20 protein-coding genes are annotated in these 21536 nt (G+C 67.9%); 7 read left to right on the plus strand and 13 right to left on the minus strand.

Going from position 1 to position 21536, the window contains the following annotated elements:
- The first annotated feature begins 17 nt into the window (after nucleotides 1–17).
- Nucleotides 18–1403 (plus strand): phenylacetate--CoA ligase family protein, encoded by a 1386-nt coding sequence (locus tag BLQ10_RS00055; RefSeq protein WP_091556906.1) that lies wholly within the window; start codon nucleotides 18–20, stop codon nucleotides 1401–1403.
- A 14-nt stretch (nucleotides 1404–1417) separates the two neighbouring features.
- On the opposite strand, the gene BLQ10_RS00060 is transcribed toward BLQ10_RS00055, so the two are convergent.
- Nucleotides 1418–2407: an HNH endonuclease gene (locus BLQ10_RS00060; protein WP_091556907.1), complete on the minus strand. Its 990-nt coding sequence runs from the start codon at nucleotides 2405–2407 to the stop codon at nucleotides 1418–1420.
- Between the two features lie 161 nt (nucleotides 2408–2568).
- Here BLQ10_RS00060 and BLQ10_RS00065 point away from each other — a divergent pair, with 161 nt between their 5' ends.
- Nucleotides 2569–2757 (plus strand): hypothetical protein, encoded by a 189-nt coding sequence (locus BLQ10_RS00065; RefSeq protein WP_091556908.1) that lies wholly within the window; start codon nucleotides 2569–2571, stop codon nucleotides 2755–2757.
- A 56-nt stretch (nucleotides 2758–2813) separates the two neighbouring features.
- On the opposite strand, the gene BLQ10_RS00070 is transcribed toward BLQ10_RS00065, so the two are convergent.
- From BLQ10_RS00070 to BLQ10_RS00110, 9 genes are all read right to left on the minus strand, one after another.
- The gene (locus BLQ10_RS00070; RefSeq protein ID WP_091556910.1) at nucleotides 2814–4034 is read right to left on the minus strand and encodes a serine hydrolase domain-containing protein; all 1221 of its coding nucleotides are present in this window, start codon (nucleotides 4032–4034) and stop codon (nucleotides 2814–2816) included.
- A 124-nt stretch (nucleotides 4035–4158) separates the two neighbouring features.
- Nucleotides 4159–4494, minus strand: coding sequence for a ferredoxin (fdxA, locus tag BLQ10_RS00075; protein WP_091556911.1), 336 nt, complete (start codon nucleotides 4492–4494; stop codon nucleotides 4159–4161).
- 6 nt (nucleotides 4495–4500) lie between these two features.
- A complete protein-coding gene (locus BLQ10_RS00080; RefSeq protein WP_175558418.1) occupies nucleotides 4501–6000 on the minus strand; it encodes an aldehyde dehydrogenase family protein in 1500 nt (499 codons plus the stop codon).
- Nucleotides 6001–6042: 42 nt separating this feature from the next.
- Complete coding sequence (locus tag BLQ10_RS00085; protein ID WP_091556914.1) at nucleotides 6043–6828, minus strand: SDR family oxidoreductase; 786 nt, start codon at nucleotides 6826–6828, stop codon at nucleotides 6043–6045.
- Entirely contained in the window at nucleotides 6828–7760 is a 933-nt protein-coding gene (locus BLQ10_RS00090) for a dihydrodipicolinate synthase family protein (protein WP_091556915.1), read from the minus strand. Before BLQ10_RS00090 ends, BLQ10_RS00085 begins: the two co-directional genes overlap by 1 nt.
- Nucleotides 7761–7912: 152 nt before the next feature.
- Nucleotides 7913–8758 carry an enoyl-CoA hydratase-related protein gene (locus BLQ10_RS00095; protein WP_091556916.1) on the minus strand — a complete coding sequence of 282 codons (846 nt, stop codon included), beginning with the start codon at nucleotides 8756–8758 and terminating at the stop codon, nucleotides 7913–7915.
- Nucleotides 8755–10023: a CaiB/BaiF CoA transferase family protein gene (locus BLQ10_RS00100; RefSeq protein WP_091556919.1), complete on the minus strand. Its 1269-nt coding sequence runs from the start codon at nucleotides 10021–10023 to the stop codon at nucleotides 8755–8757. Before BLQ10_RS00100 ends, BLQ10_RS00095 begins: the two co-directional genes overlap by 4 nt.
- Nucleotides 10020–11402 carry an FAD-dependent oxidoreductase gene (locus tag BLQ10_RS00105; protein WP_217635762.1) on the minus strand — a complete coding sequence of 461 codons (1383 nt, stop codon included), beginning with the start codon at nucleotides 11400–11402 and terminating at the stop codon, nucleotides 10020–10022. The genes BLQ10_RS00100 and BLQ10_RS00105 overlap by 4 nt, the downstream gene beginning before the upstream one ends.
- 240 nt (nucleotides 11403–11642) lie before the next feature.
- Nucleotides 11643–12251, minus strand: a complete 609-nt coding sequence (locus BLQ10_RS00110; protein WP_091556924.1) for a helix-turn-helix domain-containing protein — start codon at nucleotides 12249–12251, stop codon at nucleotides 11643–11645.
- A gap of 695 nt (nucleotides 12252–12946) precedes the next feature.
- Here BLQ10_RS00110 and BLQ10_RS00115 point away from each other — a divergent pair.
- Nucleotides 12947–14251, plus strand: coding sequence for an MFS transporter (locus BLQ10_RS00115; RefSeq protein ID WP_091556927.1), 1305 nt, complete (start codon nucleotides 12947–12949; stop codon nucleotides 14249–14251).
- Nucleotides 14252–14316: 65 nt separating this feature from the next.
- Nucleotides 14317–14814, plus strand: a complete 498-nt coding sequence (locus BLQ10_RS00120; RefSeq protein ID WP_175558419.1) for a cytidine/deoxycytidylate deaminase family protein — start codon at nucleotides 14317–14319, stop codon at nucleotides 14812–14814.
- A gap of 265 nt (nucleotides 14815–15079) precedes the next feature.
- Here the strand turns inward: BLQ10_RS00120 and BLQ10_RS00125 are convergent, their stop codons facing one another.
- Complete coding sequence (locus BLQ10_RS00125) at nucleotides 15080–15565, minus strand: DUF4383 domain-containing protein (RefSeq protein WP_091556931.1); 486 nt, start codon at nucleotides 15563–15565, stop codon at nucleotides 15080–15082.
- Between the two features lie 155 nt (nucleotides 15566–15720).
- On the opposite strand from BLQ10_RS00125, the gene BLQ10_RS00130 reads away from it, so the two are divergent.
- Complete coding sequence (locus BLQ10_RS00130) at nucleotides 15721–17040, plus strand: cell division protein PerM (RefSeq protein ID WP_091557864.1); 1320 nt, start codon at nucleotides 15721–15723, stop codon at nucleotides 17038–17040.
- A gap of 6 nt (nucleotides 17041–17046) precedes the next feature.
- Here the strand turns inward: BLQ10_RS00130 and BLQ10_RS00135 are convergent, their stop codons facing one another.
- Nucleotides 17047–17478 carry a hypothetical protein gene (locus BLQ10_RS00135; protein ID WP_091556933.1) on the minus strand — a complete coding sequence of 144 codons (432 nt, stop codon included), beginning with the start codon at nucleotides 17476–17478 and terminating at the stop codon, nucleotides 17047–17049.
- Nucleotides 17479–17517: 39 nt separating this feature from the next.
- On the opposite strand from BLQ10_RS00135, the gene purN reads away from it, so the two are divergent.
- Nucleotides 17518–18096, plus strand: a complete 579-nt coding sequence (purN, locus tag BLQ10_RS00140) for a phosphoribosylglycinamide formyltransferase (RefSeq protein WP_091556936.1) — start codon at nucleotides 17518–17520, stop codon at nucleotides 18094–18096.
- Between the two features lie 106 nt (nucleotides 18097–18202).
- On the opposite strand, the gene BLQ10_RS00145 is transcribed toward purN, so the two are convergent.
- The gene (locus BLQ10_RS00145; RefSeq protein ID WP_091556938.1) at nucleotides 18203–19555 is read right to left on the minus strand and encodes an MFS transporter; all 1353 of its coding nucleotides are present in this window, start codon (nucleotides 19553–19555) and stop codon (nucleotides 18203–18205) included.
- Between the two features lie 152 nt (nucleotides 19556–19707).
- Here BLQ10_RS00145 and purH point away from each other — a divergent pair, with 152 nt between their 5' ends.
- Nucleotides 19708–21405, plus strand: a complete 1698-nt coding sequence (purH, locus tag BLQ10_RS00150) for a bifunctional phosphoribosylaminoimidazolecarboxamide formyltransferase/IMP cyclohydrolase (RefSeq protein WP_091556940.1) — start codon at nucleotides 19708–19710, stop codon at nucleotides 21403–21405.
- Nucleotides 21406–21536: the final 131 nt, after the last annotated feature.

Raw genomic sequence — 21536 nt, forward strand, 5'->3', positions numbered from 1 at the left:
GCGGCTCTCCTCTCGGGATGACACGACTGACCGGGATCGCGTGGGACATCTGGCGGGCCGGGTGGGCAAGCCAGGACGCGATCGCCCGCCGGCAACGGGACCGTCTCGCCGTGCTCGTTGACCACGCGCGGTCCGCCTCGCCCTTCTACCGCAGGCTCTACCGGGACGTCCCGGAGAAGGGCACCACGGATCTGGTCAGTTACCTGCGGGAGCTGCCTCCGGTGGGCAAACGCGAGCTCATGGAGAACTTCGATGACTGGGTGACCGATCCGCACATCACGCTCGCCGGGCTAAAGGAAGACCTCCTCGGGGACACCTCGCGCGTCGGCGGCTTCTACCGCGGGCAGTACCTCGTGATGACGACGTCGGGGTCCACGGGGGAGCCTGCGGTCCTGGTCCATGACCGGACCTCGCTGCAGGTCGCGAACCTCCTTGCCCCGATCCGCGAACGGCGGACCCTGCTGACGGCTGCCGAGGCCCGGGCCTTCCTGCACCAGGGAGTGCGGGCTGCGGCGCTGATCGCGGACGGGGACCACTTTGCCGGCGTCGTGCTGACGGAAACGGCGCGGCGACGCAGCCCCCCCACCGCCCGCCGGGTCCGCGTGTTCTCCGTGCTCCGGCCGCTCCCGGAACTCGTGGCGGACCTCAACGTGTTCCAGCCGACCATGCTCTACGGGTATCCGAGCGCCATGCTGCAACTGGCCGCCGAACAGAAATCGGGACGGCTCCGGATCCATCCGCTCCTGGCGGTCGCTGCCGGCGAGGGCCTGGCAGCTGATGCCGGGGCGGACATCGAGGCCGCCCTCGGTTGCCGGGTCACCGTGCGGTACCTTGCTTCCGAGGCTCTCGCCCTGACCAGCCGCTGCCGGCAGGGGTTGTTGCATGTCAACGCGGACTGGAACATCGTGGAGCCGGTGGACGGCGTCTTCCGGCCCGTGCCGGCGGGGGAACTCTCGCACACGGTGCTGGTCACCAACCTGGCCAACCGGGTCCAGCCGCTGATCCGGTACAACCTGGGCGACCGGGTGCAGCTGGCTGCCGGCCCGTGCGCGGGCGGCAGCCCGTTTCCCACTCTGCGGGTCGAGGGCCGGAGCGGTGACGTGCTGAGCTTTGCTGCCGCCGACGGGAGCGTGGTGACGGTGCTGCCGTTGGCGCTGGGTACCGTGATCGAGGAGACTGCCGGCGTCCGCCGGTTCCAGGCGATCCGCACCGGGTTGAGGTCGCTGACCGTGCGGATCGAGGTCTGGCCGGATGCCGTGACGGCTGCCGTGCGGGCGGAGGCGGGGGAGCGCCTGGGCAAGTTCTTCGCAGCCCAAGGCGCCGGCGGCGTCGATGTCCGGTTTGCCGATGAGCCGCCCCGGCCGGACCGCAGCGGCAAGTTCCGCGAGGTGTGGTCGGCCTGAGTGCGCTACTGCTGTTACTTCTGGTTTAGGATCCGCCGGGCGTCCCGCTGGGCCTGGAGCTCGTGCGGGCTCAGCGCCTGTCCGGTCAGGTACCCGGCTGCGGCCATGATCCGGCGCAGTTCCGCGACCGTGCGCGGCGTCGTCACTCCCCGGTGTGCCATGGCGTGGCAGTTGGCGCAGAGCGGCACCAGGTCCGTGACGGGATCCAGTTCGTAGTTGCTGCCCAGCTGTGACACCGGGACCAGGTGATGGACCGGAATGAAGTCGTTGCCGATCTCCCCATAGGCGATTTCAAACGAGAACCCGCACACGGCGCAGCTGGTCCCGTGATGGGCGATGCAGGCCCGCCGCGCGTCCGGACTGTGTTCGTACCGGTTCACCTCTACCCGGCTGACCGCCGCCGCCGGGACGGTGCCGGGCACGGGCTCGGTGGGGTCGGCCGGCTGCGGGCCGAATTCGCTCCAGAGCCCGCGGAGCAACGGTTCGGCGGCCGGCTCGATCGTCACCCCGGATCCGTGCAGAGCCGCCCAGTCAATGCCGGGGCCGGCCTCCCGGAGGACGCCGGGCGGGATCTGGTCCCCGGCCGGCAGGAGGGAATCGAAGGCAACGCGGACGTAGCGCGGCTCGTCGCCACCGGAGCCGCCGGAGCCGCCGGTACCGCCGGTACCGCCGGAGCCGCCGGCGGTCGCCGCGGCGGCTCCGGTCGCCGAAGTCGCGCTGTCGGGTAAATCGGTGCCCGGCGTCATGCTGTCCGGAAAATCTGAGTTTGGCGTCTGGGCGCGGGGTGCCGGGCGCTCCGAAACGATCACGCCGTGGCCGATCAGGCCGCGGCCGTGGCGGCCCTGGAGCACGAGCCACGCCTCCGCGCCGGATGCAATCTCCACATGGCGGCCCACATTCCAGCTGGCGAGGAACCGGCCCGTTTCGGCGACCTCCTGAAGGACTGTCGGGTAGGTCCAGTCGTTCCATTCGTCGGGGTCCCAGACGAGGATGATCGCTGTCATGTGCCCATTGTCGCAGTGTCTGGGGTGCCGCGCGGCAGGGGCACCGGACCTGTTTTCCGGGCGGTTCCGGACCGGGATCCTGGGCTTGTTTCCTGGGCTCGGTTGCCAGGGCCAAGAGCATGGCACGGCGGTAAAATTGGACTTAGAGGGGTGTTCGAGAAATGTCCGGGTCCATCGACTCCATTGTCGTCTTTTTGCTCGTCTTCGCCGCAGTCTCACTGCTGGCGATCGCAGGCACGTTTGTCCTCATCTGGCGGGACGGCCACGGGCGGATTCCGCTGGAGCCCTCGGAACGGCCTTGGACGGCCGGAACCCTCCCCAGCCTCCCGTACTCCCAGGTACGTCTCTAGACTGCCGTTTCAACCGTACGGCTTTTAGCCCGCACGGCTGTCAACCCGCACGGCTTTTAACCCGTACGGCCGCCTGCGGCCTGCACAGGCCCTGACGGCCCTGACGGCCCGTTCTGGCAGGTGGCGTTGAGGGTGTCCTCCGCTATGGCCTCCATTTCCTGCAGGATGCGGCTGGCCCCGGGCTGGAGCGGTTCCGGCGGGTAGGCCACGGCCATGGCGAGCTGCCGGGTGCCGTCCGAGCTGGTCATTGCGATGGTGCCGTAGCCGGGAACGTCGCCGGGATGGCCATAGTAGAAATCGTTCGTGCAGAGGTCATTCCAGCGGACCACGCCGAGCCCGTACCTGGCGTAGAGCGGGCTCTCCATTTGCGTGATGGTGTCCGGCTTGAGCAGCCGGTCCTGCAGCAAGGCGCGGTAGAACGTGTTCACGTCCGCCACGGAGGACACCATGCCGCCGGCGGCGTTGTCGATCTGCGCGGCGGGATAGGTGACGTCGAGTTGTTTGGGGCCCAGCGCGATGTAGCCATGGACCATGGACGACGGCGGAGGCCCGGCGGCTGTCATCGAGGTTCCGTTCAACCCGAGCGGTTCGATGACGTCGGTGCGGATCACCTCGCCGATCGGCCGGCGCCGCAGGCGTTCGACGATCAAGGCCAGGGCAATGTAGTTCGAGTTGGAGTACTCAAATCCCTGGGCCAGCTTTGCCTTCCACGATATGCGGCCCGCCATGGCCAGCAGGTCCACCAGGCTCACCTTGGTGGTCAGCGCCTTCCGCACAGTCTCCGGATCGTACAGCGGCCCGTCCACGGACGGCATCCCCGAACGGTGCTGCAGCAGTTGGCGCACGGTGACGGGTCCCGGCGGGTGCATCACCTTGTCAAAGTCCGGCAGGTAGGTGCTGACCGGTGCGTCCAGCTGGATCCGGCCTTCCTCGACCAGCTTCAGCACCGAGACCGCCACCATGGATTTGGTGATGCCGCCGACATGGACGGGGTCCGTTGCCTCGGCACGGGATCCGCCATCCAGATTCCTAACACCGTACGCCGCGGACCATTCGTCCCCGCCCACGCGGAGCTGGATGAGCACGGCAGGGGCGCCGTCGCCGAGCATTCTCCTGCCGAACTCTTCGAGCACCGCCCGGTAGCCGGAATCGGGCGGGAGCGGCTGGGCCGGCGGGTTCGGCCCGGGACTGCAGCCGCCCAGGGCCGCCGTGAGCGCGACGGCGACGATCGCGGCCGTGAGCCGGCGGAACGATGCTCGAGTCCAGGCCACCGCCATGATGGTCCTTCTTGCAGGTCGGGTTTGTGTCGGCGTAGGAGGGATGCCCCTGGCCGGGCACAGTCCTGACCCTTGTGATACTCCTCAGGCAGACGGCGGGCGACTAGAGCCATAAGTCATGGCTCTAGTCCCCGCCGGCGGCGCCGGCCGTCGCGGGCGCGTCCGCCACCACAGGGTGGTCGCGGTGCAGGTTTCCGAGGGCTGAGGCGCCCTGCGGCGACCCCAGCTCCTCGAAGAACTCCACGTTGGCGCGCACGTAGTCGGCCCACTCGTCCGGGACATCGTCGGAGTAGTAGATCGCCTCCACCGGGCACACGGGATCGCACGCGCCGCAGTCCACGCATTCGGACGGGTGGATGTAGAGCGAGCGTTCACCCTCGTACATGCAGTCCACCGGGCATTCGTCGATGCAGGCTTTGTCCTTCACATCCACACAGGGCTGGGCGATCACGTACGTCATGGCAGGCTACACACCCGTGTAGACGGTCTTGCCCCACGTGAAGAAGTCCAGCGCGGACTTGCCCTGTTCGCGGAACGTGTTGGTGGAGGAGTCCTTGACGCCGCCGAACGGCACGTTCAGGTCCAGCCCCGCCGTCGGACGGTTGACCTTGATGACCCCGGCCTGGGCGCGGGCGGCGAAGTCCGTGGAGAGCGCCAGGGAGTCGGTGCAGATGCCGGCGGTGAGGCCGTAGCGGGAATCGTTGATCGCGGCGAGCCCGGCCTCATAGTCCGGGACCTCGAGGACGGCCACCACGGGTCCGAAAATCTCCTCGGTCACGGCGGCGTCGTCGAAGGGCAGGTCCGTGAGGACGGCGGCCGGGAAGAGGAAGCCGGCGTCCGTGCCGCCGTCGTACGCACCGTGCAGCAGCGTGGCGCCGCGTTCGACGGCGGTGCGCACCGCGGCCTGGTTCTGTTCGAACTGCTGGCTGCTCACAACGGCGCCCATCTTTGCGCCTTCGAGTCCGTCGCCGGCGGTGTACTGCGCGGCTTCCTCGGTGAGGGCCTCAAGGAACGCAGCACGGATGCCGGGCGTGACGTAGACCCGGGACGTGGCGGTGCAGGCCTGGCCGGTGAGGCCGAACGCGCCGGCCGCCACCACCTGGGCGGCCCTGCGGGGATCGGCGTCGTCCAGGACCAGCACGCCGTTCTTGCCGCCCATTTCCAGCTGGACGCGGGCGCGGTGGGCGTTCAGGATCTCCTGCAGCCCGAGTCCCACCTTGGTGGAGCCGGTGAAGGACATCCCGGCGATGCGGGGATCGCGGGCCAGGGCGTCGCCCACCACGCGGCCCTTGCCGTGGACCACGTTGAACACGCCGGCGGGCAGTCCGGCGTCCTGCAGGGCGCGGGCCAGGTGCGAGGCGGAGAGCGGGGTGAGCTCGGCCGGCTTGATCACCACGGCGTTGCCGCTGATCAGTGCCGGGGCGGCCTTCCAGGCCGGGATGGCGATGGGGAAGTTCCACGGCGTGATCAGCCCGACGACGCCGAGCGGCTCGCGGCGGGTGGTGATGGTGGTGTCCGGCAGGCCGCTGGGCAGCACTTCGCCGGTGGCCGCCCAGCCGAGGGAACCGAAGAAGCGCAGCACGTCGGAAGCGCGCTTGACCTCGCCCTTGGCCTCAGCCAGAGTCTTGCCCTCTTCCCGGACGAGGTCTTCGGCGATCGCGGCCTGGCGGTCCAGCAGCAGGTTGCCGGCGGCCATCAGGATGGCGCCGCGGGACGGGGCGGGCAGGGCGGCCCAGGCCGGCTGCGCGGCGGTGGCGGCGGTGATGGCGGCGTCGACGTCGGCTGCGGTGCCGCTGGGGGAGAGGGCGGCGAGCTCGCCCGGGCGGGCCGGGTTCATCCGCTCGGTGTCCGCCCCGCCGAGCCATTCGCCGTTGATGAGGTGCCGGGCGGTGATGAGGTCCCGCACGGTGGGGGTCTCGGTGGGGGTCTCGGTGACAGTTGAGAGATCTGTGTCGGTGGAAGTCATGGTGTTCCTTCGGGAGAGTCGGAGCAGGGTGTGTGCGGGCGGTCAGAGCCCGCGGATGAGGCCGCCGTCGCAGCGCAGTGCCACGCCGGTGATGTAGGAGGCCGGGGCGCTGCAGAGGAACGCCGCGGCGGCGCCGAATTCCTCGGGTTCGCCGTAGCGGCGGGCGGGGATGGTCTTGCGGGATTCGAGTTGGATTTCCTCGGGCGTGGTGCCCCGCCGCTTGGCGGCGGCCCGGTCCAGTTCCGCCACCCGGTCCGTGGCGATGCGTCCGGGAAGGAGCATGTTGACCGTGACGGCGTCCAGCGCCACCTCGGCGGCGAGGGTCTTGAGGTAGCCGGCCAGTGCCGCGCGGCCGGTGTTGGACACGGCCAGGTTGGGCAGCGGCGCCACGACGCCGCTCGAACCGACGGCCAGGATCCGTCCCCAGCGCCGTTCCCGCATGCCCGGCAGGATGTGCGAGACCAGGGCGTGGTGCGGTTTGACCAGCTGTTCGAACGCCGCGGCGATGTCGTCGGCGCCGAGCGTGGCGGCCGCGCCGGGCTTCGGTCCGGGACCGTTGAGGACCAGGATGTCGATGGGCCCGAGCGCGTCCACGGTGCGTTCGACGGTGGCGGCCACGCCGTCGGCGGTGCTGAGGTCGGCTTCGACGGCGACGGCGCTGTGCCCGTCGGCCTGGAGCCCGGCCGCGATCTCCTCGGCGCGCTCCCGGCGCCGGCCGGTGATGGCTACCCGTACGCCCTCGGCCGCGAGGGCCCGGGCGACGGCGAGGCCGAGTCCGCCGGTGGAGGCGGCCACCAGGGCGGTTTTCCCGCTGATTCCGAGGTCCACTAGTGCCTCCCCGCTGTGGTGAGGGCGGCGGCCGGATTCGGGCCAAGGGCCTTCGCGGCCTCGGCCAGATGCGTGCGCAGCCCCGTCCGGAGAACCTCCGGGAACGCCGCGGCCGGGGCCCGGACGCCGGCGTCGGCAATCAGTCCGCGCTGGTGCAGGCACTCCTTGCGGATCGCCAGCGCGATCTTGGCCTGCTGTTCGAAGTTGATCAGCGGCAGGTATGGCAGCAGGGCATCGCGGGCGGCCTCGTAGCCGTCCTTCTGCCATGCCCGCACGCAGGCGATGAGCGCTTCCGGGTAGGAGAACCCCGTCATCGCCCCGGCGGCGCCGGCCATAAGCTCGTCCAGCAGCCCCTGGCCGCCGAGCCCGCCGAACACGGAGACGTCCAGGGCTGCGGTCAGGTGTCCGATCGCCACAGATGTGGGCGGGGCCTCGGCCTTGACCGCGGTGACGAAGCTGCAGGCCTGCACCACGGAAATGAGAGCCTCGGTGCTGATGTTGACGCCGCTGGCCAGGGGGTAGTCCTGCAGCACCACGTTGGCGCCGGTGGACTGGTGAACGGCGTTCAGGTGCGCGCTGACCACGCCGGGGTTGGCGGAGTTGGCCTGCACCATGACGGCAGCCAGCCGGTCCCCGGTGGCAGCCTGGATGGAACGGATTTCGTCGACGGCCGTGCCGGTGTAGAGGGAAGTCACTCCCACCACGAGGGGCAGGCGCGTTTCCTCCATGACCACTTCCAGGACCAGGCTGCGCTCGGCCGCAGTCAGGGCCGCGGCCTCGCCGAACACGCCCAGGACCGTGAGCCCGGTGGCGCCGATCGACTCGTAGTAGCCCACGAGTCCGGCCAGGCTGTCCGTGTCGATATCCAGGGCGCTGCCCTGGAACGGTGTGGCGACGACGCCCCACACGCCGGGTGTCAGTAACTCCCGCATTGGTTTCTCCTTCTAAGCTCTTGCTGTTCTTCGTGCGGCTGAATCTTCGGCTGAACTCACCCGACTGAACTCGTCTGTCCGCTGAGCTCTTCTGTCGGTTGAACTTCGCACCGCCTGGGTATCAGGCGGCGGAACGGCTAGCGGCCGTCTCTCTAATGTCCAGGCCAGAGCGGCGGGCGCTTCTCCTGGAAGGCGCGGACGCCCTCGGCGGAGTCCGCGCTGTCCAGCGCCGCCATGAGGGCCGGGAGCCGGAGCCCGCGGGCCTCGGTGGCGGTCAGGTGCGCGGTCTGCGTGACCATCTGCTTGACGGCCCGGACGGAGGTGGGGGCGCAGGCGAGGATCTGCTCCAGCCAGCGCTGCACGGCGGCGTCGAGCTCCTCCGCGGGGACCACCTCATTGACCAGGCCCATGGACTGCATCTCCGCGGCCTCGGCCTTCCGCCCGGTCAGGAGCATGCCCATCGCCTGGGTGTACGGGATCCGGCGCACCAGCTGGTGGATGCCGCCGTCGAGCGCCAGGCGCCCCACGCGCGGTTCCGTCAGCCCGAAGCGGGCGGTGTCCGCGGCGATCACGATGTCCGCGCCGAGCACGATCTCCATGCCGCCGCCCAGCGCGTAACCGTTGACCCGGGCGATTACCGGGATGTCCAGCGTGGTGCGCAGGCTGAGGCCGCCGAAGCCGTTCGGGTCCAGGCTGGCCCAGTACTCGAGGCCGGTCTTGTCCACGGCGGAGGCGGACATGTCCGCGCCCACGCAGAAGGCCCGGGTGCCGGCACCCGTGATGACCACGGCCCGGACGTCGGGATCGGCTTCGAGCTGGTCCCAGATTTCATTGAGCCGGGCCTGGGCGCCGCCGTCAACGGCGTTGAGCACGTGCTGGCGGTCGATGACCACCGTGGCGACGTGGTTCTCGATGGTCAGGGTGACCTTGTCCACTGTGTCCGGGACTGCCGTGTTCGGGACTGCGGCCGTCTTCTCGGCTGCGGAAACGGCGGTCATCGCAGGACCCCCAGCTGCTGCAGGCGCTCGATGGTCTCGGCGTCGAACCCGTTCTCCAGCAGCACCTCGACGTTGTGCTCGCCGAGCCGCGGGGCCACCCGGCGGATGGTGGGCGGGGTGGCGGAGAGCCGGATGGGCGCGTTGAGCATTTTCACGGTGCCGACGCCGGGGTGTTCTGCCTCGACGATCATGCCGTTGGCGTGCGTCTGCGCATCGGCCAGGGTCTGCTCCAGGGTGTGCACGGGGGCGTTGAGCAGTCCGCTCTCCTCCAGCCGGCCGGTCCAGTACTCGGTGGTGTTGGTGGCGATGCGCTCGCGGAAGATCGCCTGCAGTGCCGGCTTGTGCTCGAACTGCTGCTCCAGGTTGGCGAACTCCGGCCGCAGCGTGAGGTCCTCGTCCAGGCCCAGGGCCTCGGAGATCCGGGCCAGCGGGTCCGGGGTGAAGCCGCCCACCATGCAGACGGCGCCGTCGGTGGTTTCAAAGACGCCGCTGAGCGGCATGGCGCCCCAGTTGACCTCGTAGCCGCGGTTGAGCTGCATGCACGCCTCCTGCATCTGCAGGTGCAGCATGGAGTCGTACATGGTCACCTCCACCTTCTGCCCGACGCCGGAGGTTTCCCGGGTGCGCAGTGCCAGCAGGATGCCCTGCATGAGGTGCATGCCGGTGATGTAGTCGCACAGCGTGGTGGGGTAGATGGACGGCTTGACGTCATCCGATTCGCGGCGCCACATCACGCCGGAGTAGGCCTGGGCGATCGCGTCCTGGCCGCCCTTGTGCGAGTAGGGGCCCTCGGGGCCGAAGCCCGTGCCGGAGGCCCAGATGATGCCCGGGTTCTGCTCCTTGAGGTCCTCATAGCCGAAGCCCATCCGCTCCATCACGCCGGAGCGGAAGTTGCTGACCACCACGTCCGCGTCCGCCAGCAGCCGGCGGAGCACGGCTTTGCCGTCGTCGGTGCGGGTGTCCACGGAGATGCCGCGCTTGTTCCGGTTGATGGACAGGAAGATCGGGTTGTCCTGGCCGTCCTTGTCCGGGAACGAGTTGCGGGAGATGTCCCCGGCGCCCGGGCGTTCCACCTTGATGATGTCCGCGCCGTAGTCGCCCAACAGCTGGGTGCAGGACGGGCCCATGAACACCTGGGTGAAGTCCACGATCTTGACGCCGTCAAGGGGGAGCGGGGTGCCGGCAGATTCAGTGCCGGCGGCGGGGGCCGCCGTCGTGCCAACAGTTGTTGTGCCTGACAGCAGGTCATCGATGACGGTGCTCATGCCCCCACCACCGCGTCCACGTCAAGGGTGGCGTTCGACGACGGGACGTCGCCCGGGTCCGCGCCGTGCCGGCGCATTCCCTGCTGGATGTCCAGCGCGGAGACGTCGCGGACAAGGGTGCCGGTCTGGACCGCCAGCGCGGCGGCGACGCCGACGGCCTGGCCCATGGCCATGCAGGGCGGGATCTCGCGGGACATCTTCTGCGCCTCGGGGGTGGCGGAGTAGTGCCGGCCGGCGACGAGCAGCTGGTCCACTTCCTTGGGCAGCAGCGAGCGGTAGGGGTAGTAGTAGTCGCGGCCGCGGGCCACGGTGTCAGCGAAGTGGCGGCGGGAGGTGACGTCGTCCTTGGTCATGACGTACTCGCCTTCCAGCAGCCGGGTCTGGCGGACGCCCATCTGGGACGCGACGTCGAGCATGTAGCAGTTCTCGAAGCCGGGCAGGTTGGCGCGGACATAGTCCACGGCCTCGGTGATGCGGTCCCGTGCTGCGAACTCGGCGGCGGTCATGTCCGCCGGGTCGACGCCGTCGAAGCCGGTCATGTGGGGTGCGTTGCACCAGACGACGCCGTCGATGGGGGTCTTGAGCCACCACAGTTCCCAGGCCCCGCCAAGGAGACGCTTGATCTTGCGGTTGATGGCGCGGGCTTCCTTCGGGTTGGCCTGTTCGAAGGCCTCCGCGGCATTGGTGTCCACGTTGCCGAGGCGGAAGACGAGCGTGGTGAGGTAGCTGTCCTTGACGTAGCTGGCGCCGGCCCGGGAGGCGACGTCGATGTCGCCGGTGGTGTCGATCACGATGTCGGCCATGAAGGCCTGCGGGCCGGACTTGGTCTCGCAGATGACGCCCTTCATGACGCCGTGGTCCACGATGGGGCGGGAGAACCAGGAGTGCAGGCGGAGGTTGACGCCGGCCTCGCGGACGAGGTCGTTGGAGACCCGCTTCCAGCCGTCCGGGTCGAAGGCGGCGGCGTAGCAGACCGGCTTGGGGGTGGTGTGCGAGTGGAAGTCGAAGGTGCCGTAGCGGCCCCACTTGTTCCACAGTTCCTCGGAGGTCTTGCGGTCATCGGCTGGCGGAACGATCGCCAGGCCCAGCTTCTGCAGGCGCTCGACGTACTCGGAAACGATGCCCGTAACCGTGATTTCCTGGCCGTTGATCATGTCATCGAGGACCAGCACCATGCCGCCGGAGGCGAGGCCGCCGAGGGAGGAATAGCGTTCCAGCAGCGTGACGGAGGCGCCGGAGCGGGCCGCGGTGACGGCGGCGGCCACACCTGCGGGGCCACCGCCGACCACGAGGACGTCGGAGCGGGAGATGACGGGGGCGGTGAGGTCCGCCGTGGTGGTGCTGAGTTCCAGCGACGACATGGCTGTAGACGGGTTCATGGGGATCCTAACTTTTCCGGCAAAAGCGCCGTTGGAATGGCGGCCGGTGACGTAGAAGACGGTGACGTAGAAGACGGTGCTCAGGAGGGGATCGCGGCGGCGCTGACCGCGAAATCCACCCGGCGGAGGGTATGGCGCAGCGCGGCCCGTTGCGGACCTTGCTGCGGAGTGTAGTTAAGGTTCCGGCGGACACTGAGGTATCCGGACCGGAGAACGGCGACGGCGGCTAGAGCCGGCCGATTACCACGCGTGAGGTGCGTTAACCCAGATCGCTACGCAGACCTCTTCGTAGCTGTTCTTGTACCAGTGAGGCGTATCCGAAGAGAAGGTGATGGAATCGCCTTCCTCCAGGGTGTAGCACTCGCCGTCCAGGAAGATGTCTTTCCGGCCGGAGAGAACGATGCCGAATTCCTCGCCGCTGTGCCGGAAAGGAGTGGCACTGGTGTCGTGGCCTGGCGGACTCACGATCCATTGGGCCTCCAGCGCACCGTTGAGGTCCGGGGTGAGCAGTTCATAGACCGCCTCACCCACAGACTTCTTGGTAACGCCTTTAAGGTTCCGCCGCTCGGCCCTGCGGACCACGGGGGACCTGGTTTCTTCCTGTCCGAGGAAGAATTTCCCTACGGGGATGTCCAGGCCGTGCGCCAGCTGTGCCAGAGTAGTAAAGGACGGATTGGCCAGGCCGCGTTCGATCTGGCTTACGATCGCCGGGCTGAGGCCAGTGACTTCCGAGAGCTTGGCAAGGGTCATTCCTTTGTCCTTGCGCATGTTGCGGACCTTGTTGCCTACGGTGGCAAGAAGGACGCTCGTGCCGGCTGGGGAAGATCCCGTGACGCTTTCGGTGGCCATGGTCCGACTTTCTCTCGGTGAGCTAACACACATAACTATAGTGAAAACTTTTAGCGAATCAATGGTTTTCACAAATTTCTTTACGGTTGCCGCCCCAATTACCGGCTGGCCGGGTCCCCGTCCCGTCGTGTTCCGGGCCGGATGCGCGCCTTATCTAAGCCGGACCCGGGCGGGATTGAGGCCCCAGCCGGCCCCGGGTCCCGATGCGCTCCCGCTTGGCCTGGCGGCATCGTGCGAGGTGAGGCCGTATTTTCCGCAGAACCATTGACTCTGTGAAGATCTTCAATATAGTTGTGTGAGCCGCAACACTAAGGGTTCGACCACTAAGCGAACACGGATGGGGCGCAACCACCTTCTGGCGGAAGGTGCGCCCGGCCCGCGTTCGTTGATCGTTCCCTTGTACTGATGCAGTGGCATCTGCCAAGCCATCCGCAAGCCTGATGTTGGCCGGTTAACAGGACGCGTTCCTTCGAGATCCGTTCTTTGTTGCCGAGCTGGATGGCCCGTTTGCAATCAATCGCTACGAAGAGGCATGCGTAGCTATCTGGGCTAACTCACCTCCCATGTGGTGAGCCGGTCCCGCCCTGCGGACCAAGCCAAACGATAGTTTCGATGACCGGCGACCCCAACAGGACGTCCGCTGGTGATCCGTACCCTCACGCACCCCGACGGTGCGGGGGAAGGAAAAAGGAATCATGACTGACACTGTCGTCAAGACTGACCTGGAGAGCGGCCGGAAGTCCCGGCTCTCTCCGGAAATCCGCCGGGGCCTGCTCGGTCTCGGACTGGGGAACACCCTGGAATGGTACGACTGGATGGTCTTTGGCCTCTTGTCGGCCTTCATCGGACCCAAGTTCTTCCCGTCGCAGGACCCCGTTGCCGCGACCCTGAGCGCCCTGGCCGTCTTCGCCGTCGGCTTCGCGTTCCGTCCCCTGGGCGGAATCCTGCTCGGCACCTTCGCCGACAGGATCGGACGACGACGGGTAATGCTCTGGTCCATCATGATGATGGCCGTCACCACCCTGATCATTGCCGTGTCCCCGACCTATGACCAGATTGGCCCCGCAGCCGGCGTCATCCTGCTGGTCTGCCGCATCGTCCAGGGTATCTCCACTGGCGTTGAAGCCCCGCTGTCCACCGCCCACGCCGTCGAACTCGTACCCGAGGGACGCGAGGGCTTTGTCGCCGGCATCATCTCCTTCTACGTCAACGCAGGCATCCTGCTCGCCTCGCTTGTCAGCTACCTCTGCAGCCTGATGCTCGGCGGATCCGTCATGGCCGACTGGGGGTGGCGCGTGCCGTTCGTCGTCGGCGCAGCCTTCGGCTTCGTCGTGGTCTACCTTCGCCGGACCCTTCCTGAAACCATGAAGCCCGAAGAACTGGCGAACAACTCCGCGAAAACGGTCTGGGGCGGGGTGCGCAAGCACTGGCTCAGCGTACTGGCCATTACCTTCGTCGTCGGCGCGGCACAGGCTTACAACTACGCCTGGAACACAGGCCTCCCGACGGCTGCCCGCACCGGCTTCAAGGAGGACGCGACCGCCGTCTTCGCGCTCACCACCGTCCTGGGCGTCGTGCTCGTCGCCGGAAGCCTCATCATCAGCAAGGTCGCTGACGGCAAGTCGATGTCCAAGTGGTTCCTGATCACCCGCGCACTGGCCATTCCGTCCGTCTTCCTGATGCTGATGTACGTCAAGCCCGGCATCGCAGGCTTCGCTGCCGTGCTCCTCGGTGGCTCGGTTGTGCTGGTCCTGAACATGACCCTGTACAACGTCGTCACCAGCTCCCTAATGCCGAAGGGTTGCCGCGGCGCCGGAACGGCCCTCGGCTACGGCCTGGGCGTCGCCCTCTTCGGCGGCACGGCCTCCTACCTCCTGGTGTGGCTCCAGTCCCTGAACGCGTCCTGGATCTTCCCCGTTTACGTGGCCGTCCTGTCAGCGCTCAGCATTGTCTTCTATCTGCTCGCCCGCCAGAAGAACGGCATCTTCATCGGCAGGTAAGAACTGCAGGCATGAACCTGCCGGAAAGAACATCAGGACAGTTAGAACGGAAAGTGGGAACCCTCATGGACGCCAGTCGCCCGGACGGAAGAGGCGTGGAGGCAAACGTGATCTCCTTTGACCTCGACGCGTCAGACGTGGAGCTTTACGAGGCAGCGCGTGGGCTGTTGCTGACCGCCCATCACAGCGAAAACCACCGGGTGGCCGCGGCCATGCGCGGTGAGTCGGGGGCCATCTACCTCGGACTGCACATTGGCGCAAAGCGCATCAATGTGTGCGCCGAATCCAGCGCCCTCGCCAATGCCCGCATGGCGCAGGAGGCATCAATCCACTCCGTGGTGGCCGTCAGCATGGACGGACAGGGACAACCCCAGGTCACGAACCCCTGTGGCCTCTGCCGGGAACTGCTGCGTTCTTACGGAACCGAGACGTCTGTCCTGGTCGACGCCGAGGGCTACGTGGGGAAGGTCCGGATCAAGGAACTGCTGCCATTTCCCTGGATGCGGGCCGCGGAAACGGAGTGGGACACCCTTCCGCCCCGCATGGAGCACAGCACCACCTAGCACGGCGGCACCGGCGGCAAGCTGATTGCCGCCACGCCTAGCACCATCACGGAAGGCCGGGACCGCCAGAGTCCCGGCCTTCTTGCGTGCGGAGGGTCCGCCGTCTCCGTCGGAACCTGTGCCGCCGTCGCCGTCGGACGCTGTGCCGGGCACAAAAGCGGGCACACAGAAAGCTGGTGCAGCCGCCGCGTTTCCGCTAAACCACTGCACCAGCAGGTAGTACGAATTTTCTGAATACTATGAAACGTTACTCATTCGCGGCTCCCTATGTCCCGGGGGTTGATGACCGGGTCTCTACGTCTCCTTCAAGATGCCTCGACATCAGCCAGCCTGCGCCGGCCATTGCTACGCCCATTACCAAGAAGGCCCAATTGTCCGTGGCGTTCAGCGACAGGAAGTTGGCCGCCGAATCCAAACCGACGATGAACCCGTAAATGCCAAGGACGATATACAGCAGGCCGGAGCCCATCAGGAAATTCCGGGCGCCCATTGCGGTCCGGGACATGGTCAGGCCAGCGGCACCGATCGCGAGCTGAACGATGTTCAGCAACATCGACACCTGGAACAGGCTCAGGAACATGGCCTTGGAATCAGGCCCGAAGAACCTCAGTTCGCTGTAGTTCGTGGTGATGCCGGGGATGAACCCCAGGACGCCCACGACGATAAGGACGATACCTACACCCATGCCAACGTTCTGTACATCTGTCCGACCATAGTGAACGCCGTGTGCATGGGGAGATGCGGTAGTCATTTTCTGCCTCCAAACACTGTTTGCGGACACTAACAATTTTACGACCGGGGTCTAGAAAAAGCTCCGGGGGGCCCGGGATGGCAAATACCTCGGATCCGGTCGTTGTGCCTGTCGGAAACCGGCCGGACGCCGGGCCCGTGGCACCATGGATCTCGATGAAACTGCGCGCTGATCAGACCGGACAACGTGGCCTTCCCATGCCCCTGTGGCTGCAGGGGGCCCTCGAGTCCGCCCAGGCCGCCGTTATCTCCGCCCTTGCGGTGGCGGTGCCCATCGTCGCGGTGTGGGCCACAGCCGGATTCCAGAACAGCGGGTTCGACTTCCTGGCACGCCTGGCCGGCCAGGCCTGGCTGCTGATCCACGGCGTTCCCCTGCTGCTGGACACCGCCGGTGCCGGGTCCGCCGCGCAGCCGGAATCCGGAACGCTCTCGCTCATTCCCCTGGGGCTGGCCCTCATCCCGTTCCTGCTCGCCTGGCGCGCCGGACGGCGCCTCGCCCGCGCCTCCTACACGGACCAGCTCTGGCAGGCGCTGCTCGGGTCCTGGCTGGTGTACGCGGGGTTCGGGATCGCCACCGGCTTCGTCTGCCGCACATCCGACGTCGGCATCAGCCTCTGGGCCGCCGCGTTCATCCCGCTCATCCCGTTCGGGCTCGGCATGGTGGTCGGCGCGCGCCGCGAGGCAGGCTCCTGGAGCCGGCTGATCGGCGTCGACGCCGTGGCCTGGCTGTCCCGGACCAGCCAGCATTCCCGCTGGGCCGGGTCCTATCTGGGCTCGGCCATCAAGGCCGGATCGGTGGCGCTGATGGCGAGCCTGGCGATGTCGGCGGCGCTGCTCGCCGTCGACCTCTTCATCCACTGGAACCTCGTGGTGGCCGTGTATGAAGGGCTCGACGCCGGCGCCATGGGCGGCGCCGTCCTCACGATTATGCAGCTGGGCTTCCTGCCCAACCTCGTGGTGTTTGCCCTGGCCTGGATCTCAGGCGCGGGCTTCGGGCTGGGAGTCGGCTCGGCGGCCGGACCACTTGGGACCGCCGTCGGGCCGCTGCCGACCGTTCCCGTGTTCGCCGCGCTGCCGTCCGGCTCGCTGGACTTCGGCTTCGTGGCCCTCGTGGTGCCGGCGCTCGCCGGGGCGCTGGCCGGCTGGTGGTTCCTGCGTGAAGGCGAGAACCACTTCGACGAATGGCTGTCCATCAAGATCCGGGCCCGCTGGTTTACAGCCACGGCCTCCACCCTGGTGCTGGGTGCGGTGATCGGCTCCGTCGCCGGGCTGCTCGCGGCGGGGCTCGCCTGGCTGGCCCGCGGTTCAGCCGGCATCGGGAGGCTGACGGAAATCGGCCCCGACCCGCTCCGCACGGCACTGTTCGTGGCGGCGGAGGTAGGAATCGGGGTCGTGATCGGCTACGCGGCAGGTCCCTGGCTGGAACGCCAGCAGAAGCTGCGTGAAGCGGACCTCGAGACGGTCAACAGCCGCTAACGGCCTTTAACGCAGCTGCGTGGGCATGGAATTCTGTAGCTCCGTCCGGCATGCCGACGTTGACTGTTCCGTCAGGGCCTGCCGGACGCAATGCTGGTAGTCGCGGATCTGGTTGAAGAACAGCGTCGAGGCCAGGATCACCAGCAGCATGACCGCTGAGACCACCAGCCCGGAAATCGTGCCGAACAGGACCAGCCGCGACTCCTTGTACTTCACGGCCCGGATCAGCACCGCGATGCCCAGCACAATCCCGGCCGCCGTGAGCACGGCCGTCAGCCACAGGTAGCTCACGTCGAGCTGGAAGACGAAGAACGAGCCCAGGACCGCGACGATGAACAGCCGGAACAGGGTGTGGGTCAGCCGCGCGGATTCTTTGACCGCCTGGCCGCGCGGATGCCGGCCCGGCTGGCCGCTGCCGGAGTCCGTGGGGGAATTCATGTTTTCCAGCCTACGCGAGCGGCCCCATAAGCTAGGACCATGCGCATAGTTGTCCTCGTTTCCGGCACCGGCTCCAACCTCCAGGCAGTGATCGATGCTGTGAAGTCCGGAGCGCTCGACGTCGAGATCGCCGCCGTCGGCGCCGACCGGCCGGGGACTTTCGGGGTGGAGCGCTCCGCCGCCGCCGGGATTCCCACGTTCGTGGTGGACTTCAAGGCCTACCCGGACCGGGCGGCCTGGAACGCGGCCCTGACCGGGGCTGTCGCCGGCTTTGCCCCGGATGTGGTGGTGTCCTCAGGCTTCATGCGGATTGTCAGCGCGGACTTCATCGACTCGTTTGGCGGCAAATACCTCAACACGCACCCGGCGCTGCTGCCGTCCTTCCCCGGCGCCCACGGTGTCCGCGACGCGCTGGCGTACGGCGTGAAGGTCACCGGCTGCACGGTGCACTGGGCCGACGCCGGGGTGGACACCGGACCCATCATCGCGCAGGAAGCCGTGGCAATCGGGGACGGCGAGAGCGAGGAATCCCTGCACGGGCGCATCAAGGTCGTCGAGCGCCGGCTCCTGGTCTCCACCCTGGCGTCCCTGGCCGCCGCCCAGCACGCACTCGCCTAACCCGCCCGCCTGACCCCGCCTGATTTCCCCGATGCGCTATCAGTCCGGGCGGTTCTCAGCGCTCAGAACCGCCTGAAGTGATAGCGCACCGGGTGGAGTGGGCGCGTTATTCCAGCCGGCGCTGCTTGGTTTCGGGGGCGAAGAACGCCATCCACAGCACGGAGATCAGCACCAGCCCGCCGGCCAGGGCGAACGACGTCGCGAGCCCCAGCTCCGGCCACAGGAAGGCCGCGAAGATCAGCGGCCCGAACCCGGCACCCAGCCGGGAGAATGTCGAGGCCCAGCCGAAGCCGGAGCCGCGCAGCTCGGTGGGGTACAGCTCGGAGACGTAGGCATAGAGCACCGGGATGGCCACCTGCACCACAAAGCCGAACACCAGCAGCCAGAACACGGCGGCGGCGGGGATGTCCACCACCACCGCCACAATCACCAGCGTCAGCGCGGACAGCGGGCCGGTGACCGCCAGGATCCACTTGCGGCCCACCCGCTCCACCAGCAGGGCGGCCACCACCACGCCGAGGAGCCCCACGGCGGCCATCGACGCCGTCGTCAGGAAGGCCTTGTACTCCTCGAAGCCGGCGCCGATCAGGATCCGCGGCATCCACGTCAGGGACAGGTAGTAGACCAGCAGGATGCTGAAGAACAGGGCCCACGCCGCCGTCGTGATCTTCCAGTTGAACTGCCACAGGGCACGCAATTGCGTCCACGCGCTGCCGGCCGAGAGGCGGGGTGCGTCCTGCGGTTCGGGCAGGCTGTAGACCCGGGCCTCGGCCCCGGTGGCCTCGACCAGGGTATCGATTACCTTCGCGGCTTCCTCGCGGCGGCCCTGGCGGATCAGGAACAGCGGGGATTCCGGCACGCTGCGGCGGATCCAGAACACCAGCAGCGCCGGGAGCACCATGACCAGCATGGTCAGCCGCCAGTCAGCGAAGGCCGCGACCAGCCCGGCGGAGACGAAACCGCAAAGGGCCGCGCCGATCGGCCACCAGCCGTCCATCGCGGTGAGCACCCGGCCGCGCTGTTTGCGGGGGGTGAACTCGCCGACCAGCGCATAGTCCACCGGGATGCAGCCGCCCAGGCCGAACCCGGCCAGGAACCGGAACACGACGAACCACAGAAAATCGGGGGAGACCGCGCCGAGCACGGTGAAGATGGAAAAGATCAGCAGCGTCGCGGTGAAGGCCTTCTTGCGGCCCATGGTGTCCGCGATGGTGCCCCAGACAAAGGCGCCCAGGGCCATGCCAATCAGGTTCGCCGTTCCGATCCAGGCGGCATCGCCCGGGCTCAGGGACCAGTGCTTGGACAGCAACGGTATGAGGATGCCGTTGAGGGTTACGTCCCAGGCATCGAACATGAAGCCCAGTCCGCCGATCAGGAAGATCCGGCCTTGGACCTTCCACCGCCACGGCAGCTCCTGGACCACCTGTTCGCCGCTGGGCACAGTGGTGTACGTGTTCATCTTGGCCTCCTGTGTGAAAACTTTACGTGGCCCGGGCACGGCCCGCGTGTGCTTCACACTCCGGCGCGCGGGACGGCCCGGCGCCGGGACGCGATAAACTGGCCGCATCCCCACCACCCGCGGCCCCGCCGCGATATAAGACGGAGACTTTTGTGAGCTTCACGCAGCTTGACCGTGTATCCATCGACCGAGTTCCCATCCGCCGGGCACTGATTTCGGTCTACGACAAGACCGGTCTGGAGGAGCTCGCTCAAGGCCTGCACGCCGCCGGCGTCAAGATCGTCTCCACGGGCTCCACGGCCAAGAAGATCGCCGCCGCCGGGATCCCCGTGCAGGAAGTCGAGGAAGTCACCGGCTCCCCGGAAATGCTGGACGGCCGGGTCAAGACCCTGCACCCGCGCGTGCACGGCGGCATCCTCGCGGACCGCCGCGTCCCGGCCCACATGCAGACGCTTGCGGACATGAAGATCGAGCCGTTCGACCTCGTCGTCGTCAACCTCTACCCGTTCGTGGAGACCGTGAAGTCCGGTGCCGCGCCGGACGACGTCGTCGAACAGATCGACATCGGCGGCCCCGCGATGGTGCGCTCCGCCGCGAAGAACCACGCCGCCGTCGCCATCGTGGTGGACCCGTCGTCCTACGGTGCCGTGGTGGCGGCGGCCGCGTCGGGCGGCTTTGACCTAAAGACCCGCCGCCGGCTCGCCGCCAAGGCTTTCGCGCACACCGCGGCCTACGACACCGCCGTAGCCACCTGGACCGCCAGCCAGTTCCGCGACGAGGACGGCGACGGCGTGATCGACTGGCCCGCCTACGCCGGCCTGGCCCTGGAACGCTCCGAGGTGCTCCGCTACGGCGAAAACCCGCACCAGCAGGCCGCACTGTATGTGGACACGGCCGCCCCGGCCGGCATCGCGCAGGCCGACCAGCTGCACGGCAAGGCCATGAGCTACAACAACTTTGTCGACGCCGACGCCGCCCTGCGCGCGGCCTTCGACTTCGCCGAGCCCGCCGTCGCGATCATCAAGCACGCCAACCCGTGCGGCGTGGCTGTGGGTTCGGCGTCCGCGGCGGACCCCATCGCCGACGCCCACGCCAAGGCCCACGCCTGCGATCCCGTGTCCGCGTTCGGCGGCGTCATCGCCGCGAACCGCACGGTCACTGCCGGCATGGCGCGCACCGTCGCCGGCATCTTCACGGAGGTCGTCATCGCGCCGGGCTTTGACGAGGAGGCCGTGGAGATCCTGTCCAAGAAGAAGAACATCCGCCTCCTGGCCCTCCCCGACGGATACGGCCGCTACCCGACCGAGTTCCGCCAGGTCTCCGGCGGCATGCTGGTACAGGCGACGGACAAGGTCGACGCCGACGGCGACACCCCCGCGAACTGGACCCTTGCCGCGGGCGACGCCGCCGACGCCGGCACCCTGGCCGACCTCGCGTTCGCCTGGACCGCCTGCCGCGCAGCCAAGTCCAACGCCATCCTGCTCGCGGACAACGGTGCCGCCGTCGGCATCGGCATGGGCCAGGTCAACCGGCTCGATTCCTGCAAGCTCGCGGTCGAGCGCGCCAACACCCTCGGCGTCACCGTGGAGTCCGACGTTGCTGTTGGGGGCGAAGCCCCTGGCGGCGCGGCCGGCACCGACGCCAGCGAAGCACCCGAGCGTGCCCGCGGCGCGGTGGCAGCGTCGGACGCGTTCTTCCCATTCGCCGACGGCCTGCAGATCCTGGTCGATGCCGGCGTCCGCGCCGTGGTCCAGCCGGGCGGCTCCGTCCGGGACGAGGAAGTCATCGCCGCGGCCAACGCCGCCGGTATCACCATGTACTTCACGGGAGCCCGCCACTTCTTCCACTAGGCTGTTCCACGCAGCCGCACATAGAGCTGCACAAAGAATGGACATGCCCTCCCTTATCCGGAGGACATGTCCATTTTTTGTGCCAAAGCGTGGGTTGGTGGCCGGCCCGAGGGACATGCCAGGGACATGCT

It is taken from the genome of Arthrobacter sp. ok362, assembly GCF_900102785.1.
Lineage (GTDB): Bacteria > Actinomycetota > Actinomycetes > Actinomycetales > Micrococcaceae > Arthrobacter.